The organism is Neorickettsia findlayensis, from assembly GCF_009856525.1.
Lineage (GTDB): Bacteria > Pseudomonadota > Alphaproteobacteria > Rickettsiales > Anaplasmataceae > Neorickettsia > Neorickettsia findlayensis.
On sequence record NZ_CP047224.1, the window covers coordinates 800,075 to 812,441 of the forward strand.

Here is a 12,367-nt window from a genome sequence, read left to right on the forward strand (position 1 = left end):
AGCAATATGCTAAACTTTTTCATGTAACCTTTGCACCTGAATGGGGCTCTAGTACACAACTATGAAATGAAGTAACAAATGTGTTAGAGTGGCTTCAATGCTTTTTGCTCGTCCTATGCGCTATTACATCACCACACCAGTGTATTATGTAAACGACAATCCACATATAGGTCACGCATACAGCAGTTTGATAGCTGATGTACTAACAAGAGCACTTAGATTGCTCGGTCATGAAGTGCGTTTCACAACAGGAACTGATGAGCACGGACAAAAAGTACAAAACACAGCCAAAAAACATGGAAAATGTGAAACAGACTTTGTAGACCATGTAAGCAAACGCTTTCGCGATTTATGTGTGGCAATGCATTATGATTTCTCTGACTTCATACGCACAACTGAGACAAGACATAAGGATGCTGTTCAAGCACTGTGGAGTATATTAAGTAAGAATGAGTTTATTTTCTTAGATGAGTACTCAGGATGGTACTCCGAGAGAGATGAAGCCTTTTACACAGAAGCCGAACTGCAGAATGGCCTTGCTCCGACAGGAGCACCCGTCTCGTGGACAAAAGAAGCATGTTACTTTTTTAAACTTTCTCAATTCTCTGAACCACTGAAGAAATTCTATGCTGAGAATCCAACATTTATACAACCAAAAAGTAGATTTAATGAGATGTTGGCCTTCCTTAAGGCTGGCATGCACGACCTATCTATTTCTAGAACTCGAGTCCAATGGGGAATAAATGTTCCAGATGACGCAATACACACAGTGTATGTCTGGCTTGATGCATTGACGAATTATATCTCTTCCGTTGGCTATCCCGATACAAGTACTGACTCTTTATTCTCCGCTTTTTGGGATAATGCACGTGTAATACACATAATAGGAAAGGACATATTACGTTTTCACTCAATATACTGGCCAGCTTTCCTTATGGCAGCAAATTTGAAAACGCCCGATGTGATACTTGCACACGGTTGGTGGCTTAATGATGGCGAGAAAATTTCGAAATCACTTGGAAATATAATAGACCCATTTGAATTAATTTCTGAATTTGGTGTAGATCCAATAAGATATTTCCTAATAAGAGAAATAACTGTTGGAAAAGATGGCAACTTCAGTACGGCAAGTTTAAAAGGACGAATCAACACTGAACTAGCTGACAATATAGGAAACCTTTTACATAGAACACTCACTTTGACAGTCAGGCTGCTCGGCCCAAAAGTAAGTGAAATCTACGAATCAGAAAATGAGCTCCTGGAATTTGCGTACTCACTAGCTAAAGGCTACAAAAATGACATCGAACTGCTCGACCTTAATAGTAGCTTGGATAGGATAATACAACTTTCCAGCAAGGCAAACGAGTATATATCCACAGAGGAGCCGTGGAAATTAAAGGAAAAACCTGAGACGGCAGGTAGAATCTTATATTCAGTGCTAGAAGCACTCAGAATAATTGCTATAGGACTTCAGCCATTTATTCCTCAATCTGCAAGCACCATGCTAGACCTGCTTGCAGTTCCAGCGGGGGAACGAAAACTAGCAAATATGCACAGGGAGTCACGCGTCAAACCCGGCACACAGATCACGCTACCGGTCTCGCCACTATTCAAGAAACATCGGTAGTTACAGCAACTCCACACGTACAGAGAGCAACTGCACTAGGAGAACATAGCAACCCATTCCTTGAGTTGCGACAATGACAAAACCCCGACTTTGCGATCCACAATTTTTCCGTCTTTAAATAGTATCAACGTTGGAACAGCCCTTACACCATTAGAAACAGCTAAATCCTGACCAGGACCATCTATATTGACTTTATATACTTTCACATCCTCGGTGGACTCTGCAAAAGCGTCAAGTGTAGGAATTAATTGCTTGCACGGCGCACACCAATCTGCCCAAAAATCCAAAAGGACAAGGCCAGAAGAACCAGAAACTTGCGTAGGAAAATCACTTAGCTCATCCATATGAAACTCTTTAATTGCGGTATTCTTTCTTTATTCTGGTTGCCTTTCCTGTGAGAGCCCTAATGTAATAAAGCTTAGCTCTTCTAACCTTACCCTCTCTCTCAACTGAAATGGACTTAATAGAAGGCCAATACAAACGAAAAGTACGCTCTACGTAAACATCATGCACAGAAAGCTTGCGCAATGTAAAAGAAGAGTGCACACCCTTGTTGCTTTTTCCAATACAAAGACCTTTAAAAATTTGAGTACGTCCAGAAGTACCTTGGACATAAAACTCTACACTCATGGTATAGCCAGCCCTGAACTCGGGATAGTTCCTACCTTCAGAAAGAGCTTCCCTCTGAGCTTCATTAAATTTAGCTAAGACACCCATATCGACTTGTTATAAAATCAAACCTAACTTTCTTCCACAACCAGATCCGGCCTATTTCTGCCCGTAGCGGCTGCAGCGGAGTTAATTCTCCACTCATTTATTTTCCTGTGGTTCCCACTCATAAGGACTTCAGGAACACTCAACCCTTTCCAAGAGTTCGGCCGTGTATAATGGTCGTACTCTAACGAGGGGCCAACAAAGCTCTCACACTTGAGACTCTCCAGATTGCCCAAAACCCCGGGAATACATCTAACACAACTATCTATCACTGCCATAGCAGCAATCTCGCCACCAGAAAGTACGTAATCACCGACACTGAGCTCCTCAACATTGTAGTAATTCAAGAATCTTTGGTCAACTCCCTCGAAGCGCCCACAAATTAACAAGACACTACCAGCTTCCACTAGACTAGCGGTAGAGTTCTGTACGAACCTCGTGCCCCTAGGACTAAGAAATATACGCCTCTCTACGTTATAAGCAGAGCTCGCGTACTCAAACGCTTCACCCAAGACATCGGCACGCATTACCATACCAGGTCCCCCACCATAAGGAGTATCATCAACGCGACTATTTACAGCAAAGCGCCTTATCGGAACCACTTCGAGGGACCAACACCCACTAGCCAATCCTCTACCGACAACCGATAAACCCAAAGGTCCGGGGAAAACCTCTGGAAACATCGTCAGAACGACGAAACGCACGACAGGGAATCTACGTTACGTGAACAAAACGTCGACCCTTCAGACCAACAGAGAACGACACGGAGCCAGACTTCATAGCAAAAATGGTATGATCGCTACCCATTCCAACATTCCTGCCAGGATGAAACTTCGTTCCACGCTGTCTGACTATTATGTCACCCGGAATTACGCTCTCGCTGCCAAATTTCTTTACGCCTAACCTCTTACCTATCGAATCCCTACCGTTGCTACTACTACCACCGGCTTTCTTCGTTGCCATAAGATTCTACAAAAAATAATAAAAAATAGACCCCTAAGCTGAAAAGTCAATTACAAAGCAATATCCGTAACTCTGAGAATCGTCACATACTGTCTATGTCCATTCCGCCTACGCGAATTTTTTCTGCGCCTCTTCTTGAAAATAACAAGCTTTTCACCTCTTTCCTGTGCCAGAACTGAGGCCTTAACCGTACCAACACCAAAATGAGGCTTGGTCTCTCCATCAAGGACACACTTCACACAAGAAATCTCAACCTCTTCCCCTGGTTCAGCAGGGATTTTCTCCACACTGATAACCTGTCCTTTTCTGACAAGGTACTGTTTACTTCCTTGTTCAACTACCGCAAGCATAAAGGCATCCCCGACACCACTGGGTAAGATTGTAAATCGTGACTCAAAAAAAGTAAAGTACAGCCTTACAGGCCAAGACTTAGGATATTATGCACCGGTATGTCAACACAACTTATACGGCTCTACGATTCGCGAATGCTATTCCCAGTGTTCCCTCATCTAGGTAATCCATCTCACTACCCACAGGTATGCCATGCGCCAAAAACGATAATTTCACTTGCATGTCCTTCAAGACTTCAACTATGTACTGTGCAGTCGTCTGGCCCTCTACGGTCGCGTTGGTAGCAATGATCAGCTCTTTTACAGTTCCAGAAGAAACCTTTAGTTTTAGCTTTTCTATTTGCAACGTTTCGGGAGTAATACCATTCACAATGGATAATGCACCATTCAACACATGATATCTTCCACTGTGTACTCCAGCTTTTTCTATTGCCCAGAGATCAGTAATCTCTTCAACTACACATACGATATCTGAACTTCTTTTAGTGCTTCTACAAATTGAACAGGGTGATTCACTTTCAAGATTTCCGCACAGCTCACAGTGCTTGATTGTCTCATAGAGAACCTGCATCGCATCAATAAACCGTATCAACGTTGTTTCCTTAGACTTCAATAAATGCAAGACTATTCTCCTTGCTGATTTAGGCCCCAATCCCGGCAAATTTTCAGCAAGGTTTATTAGAGCTTTTATCTTCTTGTCCATTAACTTTATCATTCAATCGCGTGTATAATGATATCCGGGTTTTGCGTCTGCGCACATTCTGTGTTTGTATATGTCTTATAAGTGGTTACTCTGTGGCTTAGTTACTCTTGTTTCTTTTTCGCTTGCTTTTTCCGCACCGTTGTCCCTGCACCCTGATGCGTTAAAATTTAATCCTACAACACTGAAGGTAAGTGAGAATCTTCTCTTTCCTGGCGATTTACCGATAGGTAGCACTGATGCGCCCATTACCATAGTTGATTACTCATCTTTCTCCTGTACACACTGCAAAGCCGCCTTTGAAAAGCTCATCCTGCCTGTATATGAGAAATATGTTAGGACGGGTAAAGTCATGTTAATCATGAGGGACTTTCCGCTTGATAAGTTATCGTTCAATGCGTCTGTTTTTCTTATGTGCTACCGCAAAAACACAATGCCTAATGACGAACACGTGATCAGGCTAATAACAAAACTCTTTGATGTTGGAAACAACGCAAAAAACAAGGAAGATGCTGAGAAAATGTTTGACGGTATCATTTCGGATGCGAATCTTCACGGGAGCGCAAAAGAGAAATTTCTCTCCTGTATAGAAGACTTTGCTGCTAAGGATGAGGTATTATATTCGAAACTGTTCGGAATCAAGAAAGTTGGTATTGAGGGTACTCCGGTGCTTTTCATCAATGGTGAAAGGTACACGGGACCTATGAAATTTTCTTCTTTTGAGAAGAAGATAGAAAAAATTCTGAACGATAAAAGAACTATAGAAGAATAGTAAGCAGAATTGGACTAGTTATTCAGTTGAGGTTCACTTACCTCTGGTACTCTCTCCAGCTTAATTTATTAGAACTTGACTACCATACCATGTGATACTCGGCTTAAGACGGACGCTATGTGTTAGTTTTATACGAAGAGTATAGGCTCACCACTATCACAAATTGCATAAATGGTTAGTTAATGTTGACATGACGCAGGTTAACTAAGACAATACTGCGTTGTTGGTTTTGTTGCTGTTCCGCCATCCTGAAATATGAGAACCTTTTTGTTAGTGCTTGCCCTTGTTGCTATAGCGGGTTTTCCTTTTGTGTCGAATTGGTATTACGGGCGTGTCAAGGATTCTTATGCGGTCTCGCAAACGGAGAAGATCGTAGAAGAGTACATACAAAGAAATCCGGAGAAAATACTAGAATCTGTAAATCAGTATCGTCTTGCACAGTTTGAGGAACAGCAAAAACAAAAAGAGCAAGAAACAAACAAGTTGATAGCTCAGCACAAAAGTGAGGTTTTTGATGCCAACTATCCGTCCTTTGTTGCCGAAAATGCAAAGACTGTCTTGGTTGAGTTTTTTGATGCTTCGTGTGGTTATTGCAAGCTTGCCTCACAAATTCTACTGAAGATAAAGCGTGATTATCCAAATGTTACTTACACTCTGAGAAATTTGCCGATTCTCGGCCAGAGCTCGTTGGTTGCCGCAAAGTACGACACCGGTGTTTTTCTTTTTATGAAAGAGAAGGACATCCAGCATTTAAAGTACTCTGACTTTCATTCCAGGCTGATGGCTCATGAGGGTGTTTACACACCGGAAGTCGTCACGAAGATCCTTTCTGAAATCAACCTTGATCCGCAGGAAGTGTTGAAATTTATCGAGCAGAATGAGAGTGAAATTTCCAGTATGATTGAGGCGACCATACAGCTTGCACAAAAACTACGATTAGATGGAACACCTGTGTTTATCGTTGGTGATAAGATAGTACAGGGTGTGAGCGAAGCTGGGCTTCGTGAGATGCTTGAAAAGGTATCATAAGCGACCATTTACTTCTAATTGCGGGTTTGAGGCATTTTTGAACAATGCCGCGCCGCTCTTTAGGTCGAGCTTGCAGTTCTCTTTGTTTAAGCTTCGCTTGTGGCTTTCTTCATAAGCTTTTTACCATCTTGAATGCCACTAGGAGCTAGTTTGCACTGTTTCTCGCTCTCACGGAAGTCGCCGTTTCATGGGATCACTCCACAATAAACTTATAATTGAATAGTTATAGAGAATAAGTTTTTATATTTTTTCTGAAATAATTAACAGAATGTTCAACTTTCCGAGCTAGACTCTGGCCAGACAATTCTGCGTGGCAGGCAAAATTCAGCTGTTGGGCGGACTTTCAAGACAAAAAAGCAACTTCAGAAATAATAAATTGGAAAGGAGTACAAACATGATGTCATTAGAATTTCCTTTACATGACGATGATGCATTTGTTCACGTTGAGGGTAATATAGGAGAATTTAGTCTCATTTGTGACGGCAAAGAACTATCGCGTGAGCTTTCAAATCTGCAAAGAAAAGACGAAGTCTCATATGTTATAGACCATGATCCTAGATACAATGCGACTCTGATAGAAACAATAAAAGTTCTTGAACATGATAAAAAAGATGGCACGCTTCCAGAGGACAAAGACAGAACCGAAAACAAGGCAATCATGAATGTCTTGAAGCGTCTGGATGAAGAAGCAAGGAATGAAAAAGCAAAGTCTGCACAACCACAAAAGAAATAAATTAAAACTTAAGACCACCGACTGTATTTGTCAGATACAGTCGGGACCGAATTGAGCAGCGGATCATCACATCCTAACCGGTTTGCAATAATGCATACTGTATGATTCACATTTTCAGCATAAGAGGAATAAAATATTAAGTTTTATGATTTTTCGCAATAAAAATAGATATAAAATTCAGTAGCTTTAGATATTTTTCATAACCAAAGACTATCATCCTTGCATAAAATTCTTAAGACGAAAATTATTATGCCAGGCGATACACTTTTGAGCGTACTTTCCAATGACACATATTTTAATAGCTTAACTGATGAACTCCTCCTCAGCCTAATTAAGGACACAGTTTTCAATGGAATGATAAAAGGCGATGGAAAGATAGAATTAAAAGACATTCTTACAGATAACACCGGCAAATTTAGAGAGCTTGTAGAAAGTAGCAGTAAAGATATATTAAAAAGCATACTTACCGACAGCACAGGTAACTTTAAAGGGCTTATAGAAAGCGCAGGTAAAGAGAAAGTAAAAGCACTTCTCACAGATGAGAACTTTAAAAAATTATTTGAGGACGATACGAAAGCAAATCATGTAAAAGAGGTACTTACAGACACAAATGCTAAGGAAATCCTTACGGATCAAACAGGCAAAGAAGTCCTAAAAAACAGCACAGCTAAAGATATATTAAAAAGCACAAATGCAGCCGAGGTACTAAAAGACGCCAATGCTAAGGAAATCCTTACGGATCAAACGGGCAAAGAAGTCCTAAAAAACAGCACAGCTAAAGATATATTAAAAAGCACAAATGCAGCCGAGGTACTAAAAGACGCCAATGCTAAGGAAATCCTTACGGATCAAACGGGCAAAGAAGTCCTAAAAAACAGCACAGCTAAAGATATATTAAAAGACACAAATGCAGCCGAGGTACTAAAAGACGACACAGCTAAGGAAGTATTAAAAAACAGTAAATTTAAAGAAGCAATAACAGGTGCAGGTAAAGACATACTAAAAGACATTCTTACAGACAGCACCGGTAAATTTAAAGAGCTTATAGAAAGCGCAGGTAAAGAGAAAGTAAAAGCGCTTCTCACAGATGAGAACTTTAAAAAATTATTTGAGGACGATACGAAAGCAAACCATGTAAAAGAGGTACTTACAGACATAAATGCTAAGGAAATCCTTACGGATCAAACAGCTAAAGAAGTACTAAAAGACAGCACAGCCAAAGAAGTACTAAAACACACTAAGTTTAAAGAAGCAATAACAGGTGCAGGTAAAGACATACTAAAAGACATTCTTACAGACAGCACAGGTAAATTGAAAGGGCTTATAGAAAGTACAGGTAAAAACGAATTCAAAGATCTCCTTACTAATGACAGCTTTAAAAGCTTATTTGACAGCACAAATAGCGCCCAAGCTGTTAAAGCAATTTTTACCAAGAGTGAGCTTAAACCCCTACTTGAAACATGTAAGCAAAACGCAAACAAAGTGCAAGCACTCGAAGGAGCCTTGGAAAGCCTAAAAGGTTTACTTACAGAGAGCGACAGCAGCAAGTATGCTGAGAAATTACAAGCGTTTGGAAAGGAGCTTTGCACGAAAAGAAAGGAGTGTGATGGTGCTAGCAATTTAAGCTGCAGTAACCTTACAGTAAGTTGCTCTAGTACGTCTAGTAGTTGAGTATAGGGTGGGGTAAAACAACTCGGCCCAAGTGAAATTACATAGGAACCCTTCCCTCTTTCACTGAGGTTTTGGGATTTATTTTCACATTGTTATGACAGACGATACACTTTTAAGCGTACTTTCCAATGAAACGCATTTTAGCAACTTAATTGATGAATCCCTCCTAAGCTTAGTTAAGGACGCAATGTTCAACCAAGTAATAAAAGGTGAGGGAAAAACAGAATTAAAAGACATACTTACGGATAGCACTGGTAAGTTTAAGGAGCTTATAGAAGGCACAGGTAAGGATATACTAAAAAGCATACTCACAGACGGCTCAGGCAACTTTAAAGGACTTGTGGAAAGCAATGGTAGGACAGAGGCAAAAGAGGTACTCACCCATGGGAAATTCAAGGAATTATTCAGTACTTCTGACAGAGCTGGTGTTACCAAAGAAGTCTTAACCGCAGAACAATTTGAAAAGCTACTTGAAGGCAGCGGTAAGACTCAAGCAAAAGAGGTGCTCACAAACAAGAACTTTAAAAAATTATTTGATACTGCCGACAGTGCTAAAATTGCTAAAGAAGTGCTTACGGCAGAACAATTTGAAAAGTTACTTGAAGGTAGCGGTAAGACTCAAGCAAAAGAGGTACTCACAAACGAGAACTTTAAAAAATTATTTGATACTGCCGACAGCGCTGGTATTGTTAAAGAAGTGCTTACCGCACAACAATTTAAACAATTGCTCAAAGGTAGCGGCAAGACTCAAGCAAAAGAGGTGCTCATAAACGAGAACTTTAGTAAGTTATTTGATACTGCTGATAGAGCTGGTATTGCTAAAGAAGTTCTCACTGCAGAACAATTTGAAAAGCTACTTGAAGGCAGCGGTAAGACTCAAGTAAAAGAGGTTCTCATAAGCGAGAACTTTAAAAATTTATTTGAAAACGGCGCTAAAGATAAGGTAAAAGACCTCCTTGTCGACAAGAAGTTTAAAGAGCTGTTTGCCGATGCAACAAAAGCTGACTATGTAAAAGAAATACTCACAGACAGCACAGCTAAGGAGATACTTACAAACCAAACAGCAAAAGAGGTACTGAAGAATGATACAGCTAAGGAAGTACTAAAATGCGATAAATTTAAAGAAGCAATAGCAGGTACAGGTAAAGACATACTAAAAGACATTCTTACAGACAGCACGGGTAACTTTAAAAGGCTTATAGAAGGCACTGGTAAGGAGAAAGTAAAAGAACTTCTTACTGATGAGAAGTTTAAAAAACTTATGGAAAGTACAGCCAAGGATGCGGTAAAAGAAGTTCTTACAAATGAGAATTTTCAAAAATTATTTAACCAAGTTATCAAAGCTGGACATGTTAAGAACGCACTAATAAACGAAAACTTCTGGAATTTATTTGTAAAGGGTGAAAAAGAATGGAGTAATGAATCATCATTTGTAAAAACCATAAGTGAACTGAAAGATCTAATCCACTGCGAAGATAGTCAGCATGAAGAAAAACTAAAAGCCTTTGGAGATAAGCTGAAGAAGGCAAAAAATCCCAACCAAAAGAAAGAAAAGTAGCAGAAAGTAAAGTATCCTACTCTACTCACACTAAACAACAAGAAAGATTTATATAAACTCTTTTTCCTGCTGCTAGAATATAGTACCTACCCTCACCGGAACTGCTCTGAAGCCAACTCCTGTCGCATAGGGACAACATCTAGCCGTCATTATGATTTGTGTTATGGCACGTCCTCACATTTGAAACTTGTCCCTCTATCTTCCGGACTTGTTGCACCAACTTCGGTTCGAGCGTAGGCTAAGCTCTAGTTTGTTTTGTCGGTGGTGCCTCAATGGGGTGTTTATTTTATTCGTGCTATTATTCCTAGCTCCACAAGTTTCTTGGCGAAGCTAGTTGCGTCTTCCAGATTGTCATTGCTAAATAGCTCTCTTAGTGCTGAATTAGTGAGTAATTTTTTCAAATTAGCAACTGCTTCATTATTTTCAAGAGATGCTTTGAAGTGAGGAGAAGTTAAGATTTCGGTTGCGTGTCCGGCTGTTGTTTCGTTTTTGAACAGATTGGTAAAATGTTGATTGTTTACCAAGTCATTTAATTTGCCGTGTTGAAGAAGTTCTATAAAGTTATCATTAGTAAACAGATCTCCCACACGTTCAGCCTTTACTGGATCGCTAAATAGTTCTTTAATGATTGGCCTAGTGAGAGTCTCTTTCAATTTTTCGGCGCTTTTTTTATTCTCGAACGATAACTCAAAATTTTCGTTAGTAAGTATATCTTTTATTTCTTCATTACCTGGACTTTCGAACAACTTTTTGAAAGTCTGATTTGTGAGCACATTTTCCACTTTATCTTTTCCCGCACATTCAACGAGTTCTTTGAAAGTGCCGGTGCTATCTGTGAGGATGTTTTTTATTGTGTCTTTGCCTGCACCTTTTAGAATTTCTTTAAACTTGCTGCTTTTTAGTACTTCCTTTGTCGTCTCATCTTTTAGTATTTCAGCCACAGTGCTGTCCTTGAGTAACTCAGCTGAATTCGCGTTCTTTAGAACTTCTTTAGCGGTATCATTCATTATAACAGCACTGGCCGTACCATTGGTAAGAACACCTATTGCATTTTGGTTAGTCAGTATGGTTTTTGCGCTGCTGGCTTTAGCTTGATCTTCAAATAGTCCCTTAAAATTTTCATTGGTTAGTAGATCTTGCAACTCAGCTTTACCTTGTGTCTGAAGCAGTGCCTTGAATTTATCACTTTCCAGTACTGCCTTTGCTGCTGAGTCTTTCAGTACTGCAGCTACATTTTGTGCTTTAGCTTGATCTTCAAACAGTCCCTTAAAATTTTCATTGGTTAGTAGATCTTGCAACTCAGCTTTACCTTGTGTCTGAAGCAGTGCCTTGAATTTATCACTTTCCAGTACTGCCTTTGCTGCTGAGTCTTTCAGTACTGCAGCTACATTTTGTGCTTTAGCTTGATCTTCAAATAGTCCCTTAAAGTTTTCGCTAGTGAGTACATCTTTCAATTCTACCTTACTCACGCCTTTTGATGCACTGGCAAAATTCGGATCTTTAACCAAGCTGAGGAAGATTCCATCTATTAGATTTTCAAAGTGTGTTTCATCGGAAAGTACGCTTAAAAGTGTATCACCTACCATAAAAATTATTTATCTTAAAAGATTTATTAAGGGATGGTAGCCTTAAGTTATAAAAAATATATAAAATTATAATGTTTAAAATTGCTAAGTTTTACATCTATTTTTTGTTGTAGAAAATTGCATAAAGCCTTATTTTTTCTCTTTCATGCTAGAAGATTCAAAGTTTGCATATAGATTGCCTAATGTAAAATTAGGATATAGCAACTCACAGGAATTATCGGAGCGCAGCGGTGTCAATTTACGTACGTTTTGATTATTGACACTTCCGACCTATCTTCTACGTTGTTGTGCTAAGGATGAGTATTTTTGTCTGGGACTCTATAGGGTATAAGTTATTTTGGACTGTTCCTTTGATGTGTGTTATCAAAACTAGAGCTTAGCCTACGCTCGAACCGAAGTTGGTGCAACAGTCCGGAAGATAGAAGGACAAATTCCAAATGTGAGGACGTGCCATAATACAAATCATAATGACGGCTGAGCATTCATAAACATATTTAGTGCAAGCGCATTACCACAATAAGATTACTATCCATATCAGACCTTTAGAAAAGGATTATCCGCATACCTGAATACTAACGATATATGTTGTCCCTATGAGATTAAAGGAATTTCGTGGGCTAACACAAAACTCACGAAAAAACTATCCCTGTCAATACAGGACCAT

Annotated in this window: 13 protein-coding genes; 6 read left to right on the top strand and 7 right to left on the bottom strand. The window is 39.6% G+C overall.

Annotation, left to right across the window (positions count from 1 at the left end):
• The first annotated feature begins 115 nt into the window (after positions 1–115).
• Positions 116–1,627 carry a methionine--tRNA ligase gene (locus GP480_RS03635; protein ID WP_160095920.1) on the top strand — a complete coding sequence of 504 codons (1,512 nt, stop codon included), beginning with the start codon at positions 116–118 and terminating at the stop codon, positions 1,625–1,627.
• A gap of 35 nt (positions 1,628–1,662) precedes the next feature.
• Here the strand turns inward: GP480_RS03635 and trxA are convergent, their stop codons facing one another.
• From trxA to recR, 6 genes are all read right to left on the bottom strand, one after another.
• Complete coding sequence (gene trxA, locus GP480_RS03640; protein ID WP_160095922.1) at positions 1,663–1,971, bottom strand: thioredoxin; 309 nt, start codon at positions 1,969–1,971, stop codon at positions 1,663–1,665.
• Between the two features lie 10 nt (positions 1,972–1,981).
• A complete protein-coding gene (gene rplS / locus GP480_RS03645) occupies positions 1,982–2,344 on the bottom strand; it encodes a 50S ribosomal protein L19 (RefSeq protein WP_160095924.1) in 363 nt (120 codons plus the stop codon).
• Between the two features lie 23 nt (positions 2,345–2,367).
• Positions 2,368–3,045, bottom strand: coding sequence for a tRNA (guanosine(37)-N1)-methyltransferase TrmD (gene trmD / locus GP480_RS03650; RefSeq protein ID WP_160095926.1), 678 nt, complete (start codon positions 3,043–3,045; stop codon positions 2,368–2,370).
• Positions 3,046–3,055: 10 nt separating this feature from the next.
• Complete coding sequence (rpmA, locus tag GP480_RS03655) at positions 3,056–3,304, bottom strand: 50S ribosomal protein L27 (protein WP_160095928.1); 249 nt, start codon at positions 3,302–3,304, stop codon at positions 3,056–3,058.
• A 50-nt stretch (positions 3,305–3,354) separates the two neighbouring features.
• Positions 3,355–3,654 (bottom strand): 50S ribosomal protein L21, encoded by a 300-nt coding sequence (gene rplU, locus GP480_RS03660; protein WP_160095930.1) that lies wholly within the window; start codon positions 3,652–3,654, stop codon positions 3,355–3,357.
• Positions 3,655–3,766: 112 nt separating this feature from the next.
• Positions 3,767–4,357, bottom strand: coding sequence for a recombination mediator RecR (gene recR, locus GP480_RS03665; RefSeq protein WP_160095932.1), 591 nt, complete (start codon positions 4,355–4,357; stop codon positions 3,767–3,769).
• A 70-nt stretch (positions 4,358–4,427) separates the two neighbouring features.
• Between recR and GP480_RS03670 the strand changes: the two genes are divergently transcribed.
• The 5 genes from GP480_RS03670 to GP480_RS03690 all read left to right on the top strand — a co-directional run bounded on the left by GP480_RS03670 (position 4,428) and on the right by GP480_RS03690 (position 10,117).
• Positions 4,428–5,126, top strand: a complete 699-nt coding sequence (locus GP480_RS03670; protein WP_160095933.1) for a thioredoxin domain-containing protein — start codon at positions 4,428–4,430, stop codon at positions 5,124–5,126.
• Positions 5,127–5,381: 255 nt separating this feature from the next.
• On the top strand, positions 5,382–6,155 hold the full coding sequence (locus tag GP480_RS03675; protein ID WP_160095935.1) for a DsbA family protein: 774 nt from the start codon (positions 5,382–5,384) through the stop codon (positions 6,153–6,155).
• Positions 6,156–6,465: 310 nt separating this feature from the next.
• The gene (locus GP480_RS03680) at positions 6,466–6,888 is read left to right on the top strand and encodes a hypothetical protein (protein WP_237111344.1); all 423 of its coding nucleotides are present in this window, start codon (positions 6,466–6,468) and stop codon (positions 6,886–6,888) included.
• A 249-nt stretch (positions 6,889–7,137) separates the two neighbouring features.
• The gene (locus tag GP480_RS03685) at positions 7,138–8,559 is read left to right on the top strand and encodes a hypothetical protein (protein WP_160095937.1); all 1,422 of its coding nucleotides are present in this window, start codon (positions 7,138–7,140) and stop codon (positions 8,557–8,559) included.
• 94 nt (positions 8,560–8,653) lie between these two features.
• On the top strand, positions 8,654–10,117 hold the full coding sequence (locus GP480_RS03690) for a hypothetical protein (protein ID WP_160095941.1): 1,464 nt from the start codon (positions 8,654–8,656) through the stop codon (positions 10,115–10,117).
• A gap of 281 nt (positions 10,118–10,398) precedes the next feature.
• Here GP480_RS03690 and GP480_RS03695 read toward each other — a convergent pair whose 3' ends face one another.
• Positions 10,399–11,703, bottom strand: coding sequence for a hypothetical protein (locus tag GP480_RS03695; RefSeq protein WP_160095943.1), 1,305 nt, complete (start codon positions 11,701–11,703; stop codon positions 10,399–10,401).
• Positions 11,704–12,367 lie beyond the last annotated feature (664 nt).

What these genes read in the sequence shown, in the direction of transcription:
- GP480_RS03635 (WP_160095920.1), top strand. Translation starts at nt 116, where the DNA reads ATGCGCTATTACATCACCACACCAGTGTATTATGTAAACGACAATCCA.
- trxA (WP_160095922.1), bottom strand. Translation starts at nt 1,971, where the DNA reads ATGGATGAGCTAAGTGATTTTCCTACGCAAGTTTCTGGTTCTTCTGGC.
- rplS (WP_160095924.1), bottom strand. Translation starts at nt 2,344, where the DNA reads ATGGGTGTCTTAGCTAAATTTAATGAAGCTCAGAGGGAAGCTCTTTCT.
- rpmA (WP_160095928.1), bottom strand. Translation starts at nt 3,304, where the DNA reads ATGGCAACGAAGAAAGCCGGTGGTAGTAGTAGCAACGGTAGGGATTCG.
- rplU (WP_160095930.1), bottom strand. Translation starts at nt 3,654, where the DNA reads ATGCTTGCGGTAGTTGAACAAGGAAGTAAACAGTACCTTGTCAGAAAA.
- recR (WP_160095932.1), bottom strand. Translation starts at nt 4,357, where the DNA reads ATGGACAAGAAGATAAAAGCTCTAATAAACCTTGCTGAAAATTTGCCG.
- GP480_RS03670 (WP_160095933.1), top strand. Translation starts at nt 4,428, where the DNA reads ATGTCTTATAAGTGGTTACTCTGTGGCTTAGTTACTCTTGTTTCTTTT.
- GP480_RS03675 (WP_160095935.1), top strand. Translation starts at nt 5,382, where the DNA reads ATGAGAACCTTTTTGTTAGTGCTTGCCCTTGTTGCTATAGCGGGTTTT.
- GP480_RS03685 (WP_160095937.1), top strand. Translation starts at nt 7,138, where the DNA reads ATGCCAGGCGATACACTTTTGAGCGTACTTTCCAATGACACATATTTT.
- GP480_RS03690 (WP_160095941.1), top strand. Translation starts at nt 8,654, where the DNA reads ATGACAGACGATACACTTTTAAGCGTACTTTCCAATGAAACGCATTTT.
- GP480_RS03695 (WP_160095943.1), bottom strand. Translation starts at nt 11,703, where the DNA reads ATGGTAGGTGATACACTTTTAAGCGTACTTTCCGATGAAACACACTTT.